This is a genomic window from Allosediminivita pacifica (assembly GCF_003054175.1).
Classification (GTDB): Bacteria; Pseudomonadota; Alphaproteobacteria; order Rhodobacterales; family Rhodobacteraceae; genus Allosediminivita; species Allosediminivita pacifica.
Window position 1 is genome coordinate 1 of record NZ_QBKN01000032.1, and the last position, 14,804, is coordinate 14,804.

Consider the following 14,804-nt stretch of genomic DNA (forward strand, 5'->3'; position numbering starts at 1 on the left):
TGGTAATCTTTGACATGACCGCCTCCCATTAAGGATTGTTGCGATCCCACCTTGGCACAGCGATGCCGTCGGGGGGCGGTTACAGCATCAAAGCCTATTCGTTGCATCGTCCGGTGGCGAGAAATTCGGGAGCCTGTTTTGGCGTTTCCATTTGCCGGATCTGGCTCTCCCATTTCCTTCCCGTCCGGATCGCACAGATATAACGTCCCTTGCGAATTGGCGTGAGCCTTATTCCCCGAAAACGAGCCAATTCGGAGTGCGGTCGTAACGCCGAGTACATTTCCGCGTAGGATTTGGGAGGGGCTGCCGCGACGAGGCAGACGTAAGCTGCCGCGTGTCGCCGCTTTTCGAGGAACGGAAACGGGATACCGATGCGCCCGGCATATTCGACAGGCGGGGCTGGCGAGGTCCGCGAATGCGGGCGGGCTATTCGCGCGCTGCAGAGAAGAGGATGCGCGGCCAATTCGCGGTCGCAGCATCAGGTCGCGTCATTCCGCACAGGCCGGCTGAGCCGAGTTCCGCGTCATGGGCGTCTCGCAGGGTCGCGGCGGGCGAGGATGCGGCGCGCATTGGGCAGGTCGTTCTGCAAAGCGCGGGCATGGGCGGCCTCGTCATCCAGGCCGTGGGCGCGCCAGCGGGCCACGAGCCGTTCGGAGAGGGCCTCCTCGGGCACGTCCAGGAAGGTGCAGAAGTCCCAGATCTCCGCGAGGGTGTTCCACGGACGCTCATCGAAGGCGAGATAGTTGCCTTCGACCACGGCGATCCTGATCGAGCTGTCGACCGGGATGACCCCGGCGATGGCGATGTCGCGGGCACGGTCGAAAGCGGGCAGCACGACCTCGTCCTCGGTGGAGAGCCGGCGCATGGCGTGGGTGAACCCGGCCGCGTCGAAGGTTTCGGGCGCGCCCTTGCGGTGCAGCAGCCCGCGCTCCGACAGTACGGCATTGTCGAGGTGGAAGCCGTCCATGGGGACGTGCAGGGCCTTGTGGCCCTGCAGCGTCAGTTGGCGTGCGACTTCGGCGGCCACGGTGGACTTGCCCGAGGCTGGTGGACCGGCGATTGCCACGAGCAGGCGCGCGTCGGTGCGAGGCAGGGCGAGGATCTGGTGGACCATCGCCTCGGCCTCTGCTGCTATGATCGCGTGCTCAGGCAGCTTCGGCCTCGTCCGGGGTCTTGGCGCCAGTCATCAGGGCGACGGCATCGTTCATGCTGTGGGCCTTGGGATCGATCACGCAGAGCCGCTTGCCGAGGCGGTGCACGTGGATACGGTCTGCGACCTCGAAGACATGGGGCATGTTGTGCGAGATGAGCACGATCGGCATGCCCCTGGCCTTCACGTCGGCGATGAGGTCGAGCACCCGGCGGCTTTCCTTCACGCCGAGCGCGGCGGTGGGCTCGTCCATGATGATGACCTTTGAGCCGAAGGCGGCGGCGCGGGCCACGGCGACGCCCTGGCGCTGGCCGCCCGATAGCGTCTCGACCGCCTGATTGATGTTCTGGATGGTCATCAGCCCCAGGTCTGACAGCTTTTCGCGGGCCATGGCCTCCATCTTCTTGTGGTCGAGCATCCGCAGGTAGCGGCCCATGGGCCCCTGTTTCACGATCTCGCGGCCGACGAACATGTTGTCGACGATCGAGAGGGCAGGGGAGAGAGCGAGAGTCTGGTAGACGGTTTCGATCCCGGCGTCGCGGGCCTCGAGCGGGGACTTGAATTGGATCGGCTTTCCTTCGAGCCGGATCTCGCCCGCGTCGAGCTGGACGGCGCCCGAGATCGCCTTGATGAGAGAGGACTTGCCCGCGCCGTTGTCGCCGATCACCGCCAGCACTTCGCCGGGGTACAGGTCGAAGTCGCAGTTGTCGAGCGCGGTGACGCGGCCATAGTGCTTGACCAGGCCGCGGCCGGTGAGAATGGGGTCCTGCGTCATGCCGAGACCTTTCTGATCCATTGGTCGATGGCGACCGCGATGATGATGAGCCAGCCGATGGCGAAGACCTGCCAGAGCACGTCGACACCGGCGAGGCGCAGGCCCGACTGGAAGACGCCGACGATCAGCGCCCCGAAAAGCGCGCCGAGGATCGAGCCACGCCCGCCGAAGAGCGAGATGCCCCCGATCACCACGGCGGTGATCGACTGGAGGTTGCCCTCGTAGAAGGCCTGCGGCGAGATCGAACCGACGCGGCCGATGGAGGCCCAGGCGGCGATGGCGCAGACCAGACCGGCGAGTGCGTAGACCGAGATCAGCATGCGGTCCGTGCGGATCCCGGCGAGTTCGGCGGCTTCCTTGTCGTCGCCCACGGCATAGACGTGGCGGCCCCAGGCGGTCTTGTTGAGCATGTACCAGAGCACGACGAAGACCAGCACCATGAGGATCACGCCGAAGGTGATGCGCGCGCCACCGACCTCGATGACGTTGCCGAAGAACTTGAGGAAGGGCGCGGCAGTGTCGATATCCGAAGAGCGGATCGACTGGGCGCCCGAGAGCCAGAGGTTCAGCGCGTAGAAGATCGACCAGGTGCCCAGCGTCGTGATGAAGGGCGGCAGCTTGGCCTTGGTCACGAGCAGCCCGTTCATGAGGCCTGCCGCGGCGCCGCCGGCGAGGGCGATCAGCACCGAGATGGGGGCCGGTATCCCGAGGTCCACCGAGAGCTTGCCCGCGATCACGGCCATCAGGACCATGATCGCCGCGACCGAGAGGTCGATCCCGGCCGAGAGGATGATCAGGGTCTGCGCCGCCGCGAGGATGCCAATGATCGACACCTGCTGCATGATGAGCGTGAGGTTAAAGGCCGAGAAGAACCTGTCGCCCGCCACGAGGCCGAAGACCGCGATGGAGACCAGCAGCACGATGACGGGCACCAGCGTCGGGTTGCCGTGCAGCACGTGCTGGATGGTCTGGATCGGCGTGTGGGTGCGGGCGAAGCTCGCGACGTTGTTGTCGCTTCGGGCGAGGCTCGACTCGTAATCCTGGGAGGCGCTGTCTTGGGTCATTTCATCCTCTTCTGCCGTGTGGGCGGCATCTGCGGGACATGGCTGTCAGGGGCGGGGCGACAGGCGCCCCGCCCTGCCGGGCCTCTCAGCCCCAGCACTGCTCCAGGGCCTCGTCCGAGGTGATGGAGTCGATGCCGTCGACCGGCTGGTCGGTGACAAGCGTCACGCCGGTGTTGAAGAAGTCGAGCCCGTCGGAGGGTTGGGGCACGGTGCCGTCCTCGGCGTACTGGACGATGGCGTCGATGCCGAGCGAGGCCATCTTGAGCGGGAACTGCATGGAGGTCGCCCCGATCACGCCGGCCTTGACGTCCTCGACGCCGGGGCAGCCCCCATCGACGGAAACGATGGTCGCCTGGTCGGCAAGGCCGAAGGAGGAAAGCGCCTCGTGCGCACCGGCGGCGGCGGGTTCGTTGATGGTGTAGACCACGTTGATGCCCGGATCGACCTGGAGGAGGTTCTCCATGGCCTGGCGGCCGCCCTGTTCGTTGCCCTGCGTCACGTCGTGGCCGACGATCCGTTCGTCGTCCTCGTCGCCGATGTCGGTGGGGTCCTTCACGTCGATGCCGAAGCCGGTCAGGAAGCCCTGGTCGCGAAGGTAGTCGACCGAGACCTCGGCGGCGCTGAGGTCGAGCAGCGCGATCTTGGCGTTCTCGGGGTCTTCGACGGTCGCGGCGGCCCACTGGCCGATAAGCTCGCCGGCACGGAAGTTGTCGGTGGCGAAGGTGGCGTGAGCAGCGTCGGAGGGCTCGAACGGGGTGTCGAGCGCGATGACGAGGATGCCGGCCTCCTTGGCCTGTTCGATCACCGGGACCAGCGCGCGGCTGTCGGACGGCGTGATCAGGATGCCCGAGGCGCCCGCTGCGATGCAGCTTTCGACCGCGGCCACCTGCGTTTCGACGTCGCCGTCGAGCTTGCCCGCGTAGGTGTTGAGTTCGACGCCCAGCTCGTTGGCGGCTTCGGAGGCGCCTTCCTTCATCTTGACGAAGAAGGGGTTGGTGTCGGTCTTGGTGATCAGGCAGGCAAGGACGTCTTCCTGCGCGCTCGCGGCGCCCGCACCAAGGGCAAGCGCAAGGGCAGAGACGCCCGTAAGAGCGGTAATTCGAGTCATGTTTTTCCTCCCTAGGCGCCCCCTCCCCGGGGCGCGCTGCGTGTCGTGGATCGACAAGAAGCGGCGCTGCTTTGCGCTTGCCTCGGAAACAGAATTGCCTGCTCGCGTACCGTTCTGTCAATAAATAAATCAGAGTGAATTATAATTGACCGCCTCGCCGTCGCGGCTCAAGATGCGGGTGCGCCGGAAGGAGAGACGCGTGAGCCAACAGCCCGAAACCGATCCCGGACTCCTTTCCGGAACGCTGCGCGGGACCAACCAGAGCGGCATGCGGGCCCAGAACGAACGGCTGGTTCTCACCCTGCTGCGGCGGAACGGATCGCTGGCCAAGGCCGAGATCGCGCGGCTGACCGGGCTTTCGGCGCAGACCGTGTCGGTGATCATGCGCGCGCTCGAGGCCGACGGGCTGATCGAGCGGGGCGAGCCGCGTCGCGGGCGAATCGGCCAGCCCTCGGTGCCCATGCATCTTGCCCCGAACGGCGCCTGTTTCCTGGGGCTCAAGGTCGGCCGGCGGAGTGTCGAGCTTGTGGCGATCGATTTCGTCGGACGCGTGCACGGGACGCGCCAGAAGACGCACCGGTTTCCGGCGCCCGAGGGGGTGCTGCGTTTCGTGCGGGAGGCGATCCCGGAACTCGTCGCCGAACTGCCCGAGATCCTGCGGGGGCGGATCGTCGGCCTCGGGATCGGCCTGCCGTTCCACCTGTGGGACTGGGCCGATCCTCTGGGCGTGCCGCTCGAGGACATGGCCGCATGGCGCGACGCGGACCTGCGGGCGGCCATCGCCTCGGAACTGCCGTTTCCGGTTCACGTAGAGAACGATGCCTCGGCGGCCTGCAACGCCGAGATCGTCTTCGGCACGCGGCAGGGCCCCGGGGGGCTGCAGGATTTCCTGTACGCCTATATCGGGTTCTTTGCGGGCGGGGGGCTGGTGCTCGACGGGCGGCTGGTTCGCGGGCGGACGGGGAATGCGGGTGCGCTGGGCTCGATCCCGGTGCCAGACGGCACCGGGCGGAGCACGCAGCTTCTGCGGATCGCGTCGCTCTGCAGGCTGGAGGCCACGCTGGTGGAGCGGGGCGTGGATGCCTCGCGCATTTGGGACAGCCCCGTCGACTGGCAGATCGACAAGGATATCCTGTCGGACTGGATCGAACGGAGCGCCCGCGCGCTGGCCCATGCGACGGCCTCGTCGGCGGCGCTGCTCGACCTCGAAGCGCTGGTCATCGACGGCTGGCTGCCCGAGATGGTGCGGGCGCGGCTGGTGGTGGAGACGCGGCAGGCCCTGCGGCGGATCGACTTGTCGGGCAGCTCGGTGCCCGAGGTGCTCGAAGGCAGCATCGGGCCGCGGGCCCGGTCGCTGGGGTCTGCCTCGCTGCCGCTGTCGGAGCGTTTCCTCGTCGATCCGGGGGCCGAAGGCTGAGGGCCGGCCGGCTACTGCGGGCCGCGCGACCGCAGGATCGCCTCAGTCGCCGGAAGCTCGCGCTCGCATGCCTCGCACCAGTGAATGTATCGCTCGCGGATCGGATCGTGCCGATAGATCGCGTAAACCGAGTTGAGCTCATTGCCGCAATGGGCGCAGTCGAAGAGGGCGCGGGTGTTTGAGGGCATGGGCGATCCCGTTCACGGAGGTGGCGGCGGACCCCGATCTTTGCGGGCAGCATCTCGGTTGGCAAGGCCCGCTTGCGGGACTTTGGCGGGGCGCGCGCTAGTGTTTCGGGACAGGTTCAAGAGCCGGAGGATCCGCAATGCGCACTGCTCTTCTTGCCACCGCCCTGACCGTCGGGCCGACACTCGCCATGGCCGAGCCGGAGCGATACGAGCTCGATCCCGAACACACCACCGTGGCGTTCACCGTGATGCACGTGGGCTATGCCGCCACGCTGGGGCTTTTCGCCGAGGTCGAGGGTGGCTTCGTCTATGACCGCGAGACGCAGGAGTTGTCGGAGGTCGAGGTGACCGTGCAGACCTCGAGCCTCGAGACGCTGAACGATGCGCGGGACGAGCATGTGCGGTCGGGGGATTTCCTGAACGTGTCAGAGTTCCCCGAGATGGTCTTCACCGCCTCGGGCGGCACGCCCACGGGCGAGACCACCGGCGAGGTTCCGGGCGAGCTGACGCTTCTGGGCGAGACCCACCCGCTGGTGCTGGACGCGACGCTGAACAAGGCCGGGGTCTACCCCTTCGGGCATGAGCGCTTCACGTTGGGGCTGAGCCTGAGCGGCAACCTGCAGCGCAGCGACTGGGGCATGACCTATGGCGTCGATAACGGGCTTGTCGGTGACGAGGTGATGCTGATCGTCGAGACCGAGGCGATGCGCGCCGAGGACTAGCCCTTTACCGCGCCCGAGATCAGCGCCGAGACGATCATGCGCTGCAGCAGGATGAAGATCACCACCGCCGGCAGGACCGCGATCAGGCAGGCGGCGGCCAGAAGCTGCGTGGTCGAGGCGCTGACCGAGCCCGCGAAATTGAAGATCGCCACCGAGATCGGCCAGTCCGCATCGCGTTCGAGCAGGATGAACGGGATCAGGAACTGCGACCAGTTCATCACCATGGCAAGGATGAAGGCCGAGGCGATGCCCGAGCGTGCCAGCGGCAGGGTGATCCGCGCGAGGATCCGGGGGCGGGAGGCGCCGTCGATGGCGGCGGCTTCTTCCAGTTCGACGGGGATGGCGTCGAAGGCGACCTTCAACAGCCAGACCGCCAGCGGCATGCCGAGCGCGCCGTAGACCGCGATGACCGAGATGTGCTGGTTCAGCAAGCCCAGCGTGTTCATCCAGCGATAGAGCGGCAGCAGGATCACCAGCGGCGAGATCATCTGCACCGCCAGAAGCCCCACAAGTACCGCCTGCCGTCCGCGAAAGTCGATGCGCGAGGCGGCATAGGCTGCCGGGATCGCCAGCGCCACGGCCAGCGCGCCGCCCGAGGCGGAGAGCTTCAGCCCGTTCCAGAGGTAGATCAGGAAGGCAGGGTCCGAGAGGATCGTGGCGAAGTTGTCGAGCGTCGGGCTTTCCGGGATGAAGCGCGCGGCGCCGCGGTAGACCTCGGCCGGGGTGCGGAGCGCGAGGCTTATTAGCCAGGCGAAGGGCAGGGCGAAAAAGGCCCCGAGCAGAGCCAGCGCCGCGTAGGTGGCCACATCCCCCCAGCGTGCCGCGCTCATGCCCGGGCCTCGCCGCGGTTGAGCCAGCCGATCAGCAGGGTGAGCGCCATGCCGAGCGCGAAGAGCATCAGCGCCAGCACCGACCCGCCGGCGAGGTCGAGATTGTAGAAGACGGTGTTGAAGGTGAAGAGCGACAGCACCTCGGTCGCGCGGCCGGGGCCGCCTCCGGTGAGGGCAAGGATGGAATCGAAGGTGTTGAGCGTCTGGACCGAGACAAGCACCGTGTTGACCGCGATCGCCCGGCGCATGAGCGGCAGCGTGATCGAGCGGAAGGTGCGGACGGGGCCGGCGCCGTCAAGATCGGCCACCTCGTAAAGCGTGGGGTCGATGCCGCGGCGGGCGGCGTAGAAGACGATCATGGAAAAGGCCGTGCCCTGCCAAAGGTTTGCGATGACCGCCGAGACCAGCGCCATCTGCGGGTCCGACAGCCACGCCACTGGTCCGAGGCCCGCATAGCCGAGCAGGCTGTTGAGCGTGCCGTAGGGCGCCTCGTCGAAGAGGATCTGCCAGATGAGGCCGTTGGCGATGCCCGGCACCACCCACGCGGCCAGCACCAGCGTCCGGAAGGCGGCCATGCCGGGCAGCTCGCGGCGTTCGCCGCGCACGATCAGCAGCGCGATGGCGAGCCCCGCGACCTGCAGGGCCAGCACGTTGACCGCCACGAAAAGCACCGTCGTGCCCAGCACCTGCGGCAGCGCGGGATTGCCGAGGATCGCGCGCAGCGCCTGCGTCGAAAACCCGGTCGCAGGTTCGATCAGGGTGGCGTCGCTGAAGGCCAGCCGTGCCACGTCGAGGACGGGCACGGCGTAGAACACCGCCAGAACGAGGACGGCGGGCGCCAGCCAGGGGGCCGGGTGCCCGTCGTTGGGGGCGCGCTCGACGGTCGTGGTCACTGTCGGTCGTAGGCCGCCTGAACCGCCGAGGCGGCCGCGTCGAGCGCCTCTTCGGGGGTGGAGGTGCCCGAAAGCACGTTGCCCAGCAGGATCTGGATCTGGTTGGAGATCTCGGGGTAGATCGCGGCGCCGGGACGCGCGACGCCGTTCTGCAGGGCCTCGGCGAAGAGGTCGAACTCGGGCCCGTCGTAGGCGTCGTATTCGTCGTAGGTGGCCTCGGAGGTGGGCAGCAGGCCCTGGAAGGCGTTGCCAGGGCCGGCGTAGATCTCCTTCCCGATCTCGCCGCAGAGTTCCGCCTTTTCGGGATCGTCGGAGAGGGCGGCGATGCTCCAGCCGCCGGTGCCGGTCGCGCGCTGGTCCGCCGTGGGGCCGGGCAGTTCGGAGACTTCCCAGTTCTCGAAAGCCTCGGGGTCGAGCGTGTTGCGCATCTGGCCGTACTGCCAGTTGCCGCCCACGAACATGGCGGCGGTGCCGGCGGCGGCCGCAGCGTTGAAGGCATCGTAGTCGGTGATCGAGGTCACGCGCCGGGGCGCGGCGCCGCTTTCCACGAGGTCCTGATAATAGGCCACGGCCTCAAGGAATTTCGCGCGGTTCTCGCCCTCGGCAAAGACCGGGCCGCCTTCGTCGTCGACCAGACGGCCCCCCTGCGCCCAGAAGTTGCCGAGCCAGTCGAAGGCGGTGCCTTCCCAGCGGCCGCCGTTGAAGAGAATGCCTTCCTTGCCAGCCTCGACGGCGGCGAGCGCCGCCTCGCGGGTATCCTCCCAGGTCTGCGGTGCCTCGGGCACGACCGATGTGTCGCGGTAGAGCACGCGTAGATCTGTGAACCACCACCAGGCCAGCACGTTGCCCGCCTCATCGGTCACCGCTTCGCGGACGTAGGGAAAGAGATCAGCGACATCTTCATCGGAGAAGACAGCGTTCATCGGCTGCAGCACGCCCGCGTCGCGGAAGGTTGCAAGCTGGCTGCTGTCGATCATGGCGCAGTCGGGGCCACGCCCGGCGCGGGTCTGCTGCAGAAGACGTGCCTGTTCCTGGCCGATGTTGCCGGTCTGGAGCTGGGTCTCGATCTTCCAGTCGGGGCGCGCCTCGATGAAGTCGCGGAACATCTCCTCGAAGGCTTCGCTGGTCGCCGGGTCCGAGGAATAGAGATCGTAGGCGGTCAGCCGGAAGGTCAGCGTGTTGGGCGCGTCGGGCAGGCCGACGCGGTTGCGGGTGACAAGTTCCTGCGCGTTGGCCATGGCGGGCGCGAGGGCGAGTGCGGCGATAAGGATGGGGCGGGTCATTGGGTCCTCCTGTCGTGGGACGGCAAGGGTGGTTCCAGGGGTGTCTCGAATGCGGTGACGAGGATCTTTCGCAGGTCCCGCATGGGAATCACGGGGCCGTCGGGCAGGACGATGCCTTCGGCAAAGATATCGGCGGGCAGCCGGTCGAGCAGGCGCGGGTCGTCGGAAATGATGTGCACGGGCACGTCGGGCGGGGCGTCGTGGCCCGTGATCAGCGGCGCGGGCTGGTGATCGCCCAGCACCACGAAAAGCGCGCCGTCGCCGCTGCGGGCGATGTACTGGCCGGTGATCTCCAGCGCGTAATCGAGCGACCGCGCGTACTGCCTGCGGATGCTCTCGCGGTCGGCCCAGACCTCGGTCGGCGTGGCGCCGTCACGGTGGCTGCCGTCGAAGATGGCACCGTCGCCGATGTCCTTCCACGGGAGAATGCGGGGCAGGGGTGTCCAGGGGGCGTGCGAGCTGATGAGCGCGAGCTCGATCATGTCCGGGCCCGGCTGACGCAGCATCCGGTCCATGGCGCTCCAGGTGTACTGGTCGGGCATGGTGACCCATTCGAAGGGCTGCCCGTGATAGTCCAGCGCGTCGGCGTCGAGCGTGGTGTCGTAGCCGAACCAAGCGGCCTCGGGCCAGTCGAGCGTGATCGCGGGCATGGCCGCGCCTGTTTGCCACCCCGCCGCGCCAAAAAGCCTGTTGAGCGAGGCGCGGTCCGAGCGCATCAGGCGCTCGTAGCGGGTCTGGCTGTCCACCTGCAGGCCCGACAGCAGCGTCCCGTGGCTGAGCCAGCTTTGGCCGCCGCGCGTTGGGGCGGCGGCAAAGGCGCTGCGGATATGCCAGCCGGTTTCTTGCAGGCGCTCCTCGACGGCGCGCAGGCGGGGGCGTGCGGTTCGTGCCAACTCGGGGTCGTCGAGAAAGCTGCGCCCGTAGGATTCCACGAAGGCGAGGATCACGTCGCGATCCTCCAGGGCAGCGAAGCCGGGCTGCGGGTCGGGCGCCTGCGAGAGCGTTTCGGTGAAGGCAGAGAGATCGGCCATGTCCCGGGACATGCGGCTGATCTGGTCCGTGACAACCGGGGTCATGGCAAAGGCCCGCCAGTGCGGCACCGGCAGGGTGAGCAGCGGCAGCGCCAGGGCCAGTCCCGCCGCGCCCGTCCGGGTGGGCACCGGGATCGCGGGCCAGCGCGACACGCAGGCCCAGAGCAGCCAGGTGAGCGCTGTGAGCGCAAGCAGGACCAGGGCCACGGCGCCGATGGCCATTGCCGTCCCGATGCTCGACCGCAGAAGATCCCAGCCCGAGACCAGAAGGTGCATGTCGAGCAGCGGGTTGAAGGGACGGCTGAGCGCCATGAAGGTGGCGATGTTGGCGCCGCGCAGCATGACCAGCACGAGCGACAGTGCCACCACCACGCCGCGCATCCACCGGCCGGGAAGGATCGCGAGCGCCAGCAGCACCACCGGCAGCTCCCACGTCGGTCGCAGAACCTGCGCCAGCGTCAGCCCGGCGGGATGCGCGGGCATCACCAGCACCAGGTGCAGTAGTCCCACGCCCAAGGTGAGGGCGCCGCCTTGCGCGACCCGGGACGGGATCATCCGGGCCGCGCCCCAGCCAGATCCTGCACCGGCATCCGTCCACCGCGCAGGAGCAACGGCACCGCGGGAAGCGCGGCGATCATGATCGCGATGCCGAAGAGGATGCCGGCGGCCACCCCGGCGCCGGGCGTCGCGCCTGCCAGTGGCAGCAGCGCGGCGGCGGCGCCTTCGCGCCAGCCCCAGCCGGCGATGGTCAGCGGGATCACCATGGCAAAGAGGATCAGCGGCACCAGCACCAACACAGCCTGCGCGGGTAGCGCGAGGTCGATGGCCCGGGCCGCGGCGGCGAAAGCCGCGACGTTCAGCAGGGCCGCGGCGACGGAAAGTGCGACGTGTCTGATTGCGGTTCCGCGGTCCCTTAGGCAGAGCGCTAGCAGCGCCGCGATCCGTCCGCCGCGCGGCAGGGCGACGCAAAGGCCAGCGACGGTGGCAAGGGCAAGGCTTGTCACTGCCGCCGCTCGGAAAAAACGGGGCGCGAGCTCCAGCCCCGAGGGCGTCAGCAGAGCCCATCCCAGCCCGGCGACGAAGACTGCCAGCAACCCGATCTGTCCCATGGCGCGTTCCAGCACGACGGCCTGCGCCGCTCGTTTCAGCCCGCTCTCCCCGGCCTGGGACCGGACGGCCCGGGCCCCGTCACCCACCACGCCGCCGGGCAGCGTTGTGTTGACCAGTTGCGCCACGAGGTATTCGCGGATGGCCCAGGGGACCGTGAAGCCGAGGCCGAGCGCCCGCGCCAGCAGCCGCCAGCGCAGCGCCATGAGCACCGTCTGGATCAGCAGCAGTGCAACACAGGCCGCCATCCAGCGCCAGTCGGCGCCCCGCAGGCGCGACAGGATCTCATCGCTGCTCAGTGACCACAGAAAGAGGCCGGCCAGCAGGGCCGGACCCATGAGGCGCGCAAAGCCCTTCAAGCGCGGCCCCGGAGCCAGCGGATGTCGCGGGCAAAGGACCAGGTGAGAAGTGCTGCCGCCGCCAGCGCCAGTGGGCGCGCGGCCTCGGCGGGCAGCACAGGAATGGAAAGCGCCACAAGCGCGGCGATCTGGAGCACGCAGACCGTCTTTCGCCCCAGGCTTTCGGGCAGGGGCGCTGCGAGCCAGGGCAGGGCCAGCGCGGCGGCGGCGAAGGCATAGCGGGCGCCGCCGAGGATGAGAAGCTCGGCTCCCGCGCGGCCCTCGGCCAGCGCCGAGAGGGCCAGGATTGCCGCCAGCCCCGAATCCACCTCCATGTCGAAGCGGGCGCCGAAGTCAGAACGCAGCCCCTGCCGCCGCGCGAGCCATCCGTCGATCCCGTCAAGGGCAAGCGCCGTGAGCGCGAGGGCGGGCACGGCCCAGTCCCAGGTGTCATCGGTGATGCCCGCAAGGCTCGCGGCCAGAGCGGCCGTTATCGCAAGCCGCGTCGCCGTCACGAGATTGCAGGCCCCGAGCAGCCGATGCGGGTAGTCCGCGGCCATCCCCCTCGCGGCGAGCGCGAAGCCGGCCGTCAGGATGGCCAGCGCCAGCGGCAGGCCCGATGGGGAAATGAGCCAGGCGAGCAGCGAGACGCAAGGCGCCGTCCCCAGCCCGAAAAGCGCCAGCCGACGGGCGGGTGTGTCGCCGGCGGGGGCGGAGGAGAGAGGGATCGGCACCCTCATGCGGCCTGCGGCCGGTTGAGGCAATCCGGACGGCCGTCGTGGCGCGCTCGCAAACTGCTGCAACGCTCGGGGACGCGCCTGAAGCCAGTCGAAGGCGTGACGACGGGCCCGGGCCGCCATACCCTTCCGGGGTTGGGAGTTCCCCTCGTGATGCTGTTGGTCGAAATCATCTGTCCCCACCAGGCTACGACGCCGGAACGGTCCGTCAACACAGGCGTCGTACCCGCCGCGCTGCCTCGCGAAGGATAGAACCGGGGGGAATCTTGGCAAGGTCCGCCGAGGTGGGCGGCGGACTGGTCCCCGGAGCGACCGGGGGCGTGCGTCGCTAGCGGCCGCCACACCCGAGGCATCGCGTGCATCGATGCAAATCAAGCCTGCGACCAGACGAAGCACCGCGGTGCTTTGATGGGAATTTCGGAGTGCTCGGGTGTTCGGCGTGAATGATCAAGCAGGGTGACGCAAGTGCTTGAAAAGATTTGGAGGCGAGTACCGGAATCGAACCGGTGTACACGGATTTGCAATCCGCTGCGTCACCACTCCGCCAACTCGCCAGAGTGCGGTTCTCCTAGGACCTGTGGCGGGGCGCGTCAAGCGTCTCGTTTGCGGGAACTTTCGGTGGGGGGTAGGGTTTAGTTCCAGAACACGTAAGCGTGAAAGGACAGGGCATGGCCAACAAAGTGAACGGTAGCGACTCCGATACCCAGGAGCTGCGCGCTCAGATCGACACCCTGAAATCGGACATCTCCGAGCTGACGCATCTCGTCGGCGAGATGGGTCGCCGCCGCCGCGACGAGGCCGGCGCCGAGGTGAACCGCCGGGCCCGCGAAATGCGCTTTCGCGCCGAGCAGACCGGCGCTGCGGCACGTGGGCAGGCAGCGGACCTCCAGGCGTCTTTCGAACGCCAGGTACGCGAGCAGCCGGCCGCTGCAGCCGCCCTCGCGGCTGGCATCGGCTTTCTTGCCGGGTTCATCACAGCGCGGAAATGATCCGCCATGCTGCATAATCTGGAATGGACGGTGCGCAGCGCGATCAAACGCGGTGCCACCTTTCTCATCGGCCTGCTCTTCGTTCTCATCGGGGCGGGCTTTCTCACGCATGCGGCCTTCCTGGCGCTGGCAGAGTGGCGCGACACGATCTTCGCCCTGCAGGTCCTCGGCGGCGTCTACTTCGTGATCGGCGGGATTTTCATGTTCATGAGCCGCCGTCCGCGGGTGCCCGTGCCGCCGGCCCCGATGACTGCTGCCGCGACGCCGGGCCTTGGCGGTACCGCCATGCTGGTGCTGGCCGAGGCCTTCATGTCGGGCATCGACGCCGGACGCTCGGCGCGGGCGCGCCGGAAGGAGCCGCTCGACTGACGATCACGTTACGGGCAAGTGTGGCTCAGTTTACACAATTCCGCCGGGCCGCCGATTGCCGGGCCCGGCGGAATGTGGCATATGCCGATCATCCGACTGAACGAAAGTGTTTAGCGAATGATCGACTTCGCCTCCCGCCGCCGCATGATGGTCGACACCCAGGTGCGGCCCTCGGACGTTACCGAATTTCCCATCATCGATGCGATGCTGACCGTCCCGCGCGAGGCCTTCGTGCCGCGCGACCGGGTCGAGGTCGCCTACGCCGGGGAGAATCTTCCGCTCGGTGACGGGCGCGTCATCCTGGATCCCCGCACGTTTGCCAAGATGCTTGAGACGCTGGATCTCGGGCGCAAGGACCTCGTGCTCGATATCGGCATGGGGTTGGGGTATTCCTCGGCCGTGATCGCCCGCATCGCCGAGGCCGTCGTCGGCCTCGAGGACGACGAGGAGCGGGCCGACGAGGCACAGTCCCTTCTCGCCGAGAACGACGCCGACAACGTCGTCGTCCAGAAGGGCACCCTGCATGAGGGGGCCCCGCAGAATGGCCCCTACGACGCCATGATCATTGAGGGAGGCATCGAGACCTTCCCCGACGTTCTGGCGGACCAGCTGAAGGACGGCGGACGCGTGGTCTGCCTGTTCATGGAAGGGACTCTCGGAACTGTTCGTCACGGCTACAAGCTGGACGGGCGTATCTCCTGGCGCTTTGGCTTCAATGCCAGCGCGCCGATCATCGCAGGCTTCGAAAAAGAAACAGCCTTCGCTCTCTGAAATGGGCGACGGGCCTGCACCGTTAGAGGCGG

At 67.9% G+C, this 14,804-nt stretch carries 16 protein-coding genes and 1 tRNA gene; 5 read left to right on the forward strand and 12 right to left on the reverse strand.

The features are described 5' to 3' along the window. Positions 1 to 523: 523 nt before the first annotated feature. From C8N44_RS19400 to C8N44_RS19415, 4 genes are all read right to left on the reverse strand, one after another. Positions 524 to 1,183: a nucleoside/nucleotide kinase family protein gene (locus C8N44_RS19400; RefSeq protein ID WP_342587791.1), complete on the reverse strand. Its 660-nt coding sequence runs from the start codon at positions 1,181 to 1,183 to the stop codon at positions 524 to 526. After that, entirely contained in the window at positions 1,146 to 1,925 is a 780-nt protein-coding gene (locus C8N44_RS19405; protein WP_107978423.1) for an ATP-binding cassette domain-containing protein, read from the reverse strand. The genes C8N44_RS19400 and C8N44_RS19405 overlap by 38 nt, the downstream gene beginning before the upstream one ends. After that, a complete protein-coding gene (locus C8N44_RS19410) occupies positions 1,922 to 2,989 on the reverse strand; it encodes an ABC transporter permease (protein WP_107978424.1) in 1,068 nt (355 codons plus the stop codon). The genes C8N44_RS19405 and C8N44_RS19410 overlap by 4 nt, the downstream gene beginning before the upstream one ends. An 85-nt stretch (positions 2,990 to 3,074) precedes the next feature. Beyond that, the gene (locus C8N44_RS19415) at positions 3,075 to 4,097 is read right to left on the reverse strand and encodes a sugar ABC transporter substrate-binding protein (protein ID WP_107978425.1); all 1,023 of its coding nucleotides are present in this window, start codon (positions 4,095 to 4,097) and stop codon (positions 3,075 to 3,077) included. Positions 4,098 to 4,269: 172 nt separating this feature from the next. Between C8N44_RS19415 and C8N44_RS19420 the strand changes: the two genes are divergently transcribed. Further along, positions 4,270 to 5,514: an ROK family transcriptional regulator gene (locus C8N44_RS19420; RefSeq protein WP_170121106.1), complete on the forward strand. Its 1,245-nt coding sequence runs from the start codon at positions 4,270 to 4,272 to the stop codon at positions 5,512 to 5,514. A gap of 11 nt (positions 5,515 to 5,525) precedes the next feature. Here C8N44_RS19420 and C8N44_RS23470 read toward each other — a convergent pair whose 3' ends face one another. Beyond that, complete coding sequence (locus C8N44_RS23470; protein WP_158274097.1) at positions 5,526 to 5,702, reverse strand: hypothetical protein; 177 nt, start codon at positions 5,700 to 5,702, stop codon at positions 5,526 to 5,528. A 137-nt stretch (positions 5,703 to 5,839) separates the two neighbouring features. On the opposite strand from C8N44_RS23470, the gene C8N44_RS19425 reads away from it, so the two are divergent. Further along, complete coding sequence (locus C8N44_RS19425) at positions 5,840 to 6,424, forward strand: YceI family protein (protein ID WP_107978426.1); 585 nt, start codon at positions 5,840 to 5,842, stop codon at positions 6,422 to 6,424. On the opposite strand, the gene C8N44_RS19430 is transcribed toward C8N44_RS19425, so the two are convergent. The 7 genes from C8N44_RS19430 to C8N44_RS19460 form a co-directional block, all read right to left on the reverse strand. Beyond that, complete coding sequence (locus C8N44_RS19430) at positions 6,421 to 7,254, reverse strand: carbohydrate ABC transporter permease (RefSeq protein WP_107978427.1); 834 nt, start codon at positions 7,252 to 7,254, stop codon at positions 6,421 to 6,423. The two genes, C8N44_RS19425 and C8N44_RS19430, sit on opposite strands and share 4 nt — an antisense overlap. Next, positions 7,251 to 8,147: a carbohydrate ABC transporter permease gene (locus C8N44_RS19435; RefSeq protein WP_170121105.1), complete on the reverse strand. Its 897-nt coding sequence runs from the start codon at positions 8,145 to 8,147 to the stop codon at positions 7,251 to 7,253. Before C8N44_RS19435 ends, C8N44_RS19430 begins: the two co-directional genes overlap by 4 nt. Next, positions 8,144 to 9,430, reverse strand: a complete 1,287-nt coding sequence (locus C8N44_RS19440; protein WP_107978428.1) for an extracellular solute-binding protein — start codon at positions 9,428 to 9,430, stop codon at positions 8,144 to 8,146. Before C8N44_RS19440 ends, C8N44_RS19435 begins: the two co-directional genes overlap by 4 nt. Next, positions 9,427 to 11,016, reverse strand: coding sequence for an alkaline phosphatase family protein (locus tag C8N44_RS19445; protein ID WP_107978429.1), 1,590 nt, complete (start codon positions 11,014 to 11,016; stop codon positions 9,427 to 9,429). Before C8N44_RS19445 ends, C8N44_RS19440 begins: the two co-directional genes overlap by 4 nt. Further along, the gene (locus C8N44_RS19450; protein WP_158274098.1) at positions 11,013 to 11,927 is read right to left on the reverse strand and encodes a lysylphosphatidylglycerol synthase transmembrane domain-containing protein; all 915 of its coding nucleotides are present in this window, start codon (positions 11,925 to 11,927) and stop codon (positions 11,013 to 11,015) included. The genes C8N44_RS19445 and C8N44_RS19450 overlap by 4 nt, the downstream gene beginning before the upstream one ends. Beyond that, the gene (locus C8N44_RS19455) at positions 11,924 to 12,646 is read right to left on the reverse strand and encodes a CDP-alcohol phosphatidyltransferase family protein (protein ID WP_107978431.1); all 723 of its coding nucleotides are present in this window, start codon (positions 12,644 to 12,646) and stop codon (positions 11,924 to 11,926) included. Before C8N44_RS19455 ends, C8N44_RS19450 begins: the two co-directional genes overlap by 4 nt. Before the next feature lie 477 nt (positions 12,647 to 13,123). Continuing rightward, positions 13,124 to 13,197, reverse strand: a tRNA-Cys gene (locus tag C8N44_RS19460). A 114-nt stretch (positions 13,198 to 13,311) separates the two neighbouring features. Here C8N44_RS19460 and C8N44_RS19465 point away from each other — a divergent pair. From C8N44_RS19465 to C8N44_RS19475, 3 genes are all read left to right on the forward strand, one after another. Next, positions 13,312 to 13,632 (forward strand): ElaB/YgaM/YqjD family protein, encoded by a 321-nt coding sequence (locus tag C8N44_RS19465; RefSeq protein WP_107978432.1) that lies wholly within the window; start codon positions 13,312 to 13,314, stop codon positions 13,630 to 13,632. 6 nt (positions 13,633 to 13,638) lie between these two features. Then, positions 13,639 to 14,001 (forward strand): phage holin family protein, encoded by a 363-nt coding sequence (locus tag C8N44_RS19470; protein WP_107978433.1) that lies wholly within the window; start codon positions 13,639 to 13,641, stop codon positions 13,999 to 14,001. Between the two features lie 117 nt (positions 14,002 to 14,118). Further along, positions 14,119 to 14,772 (forward strand): protein-L-isoaspartate O-methyltransferase family protein, encoded by a 654-nt coding sequence (locus C8N44_RS19475; RefSeq protein WP_107978434.1) that lies wholly within the window; start codon positions 14,119 to 14,121, stop codon positions 14,770 to 14,772. Positions 14,773 to 14,804 lie beyond the last annotated feature (32 nt).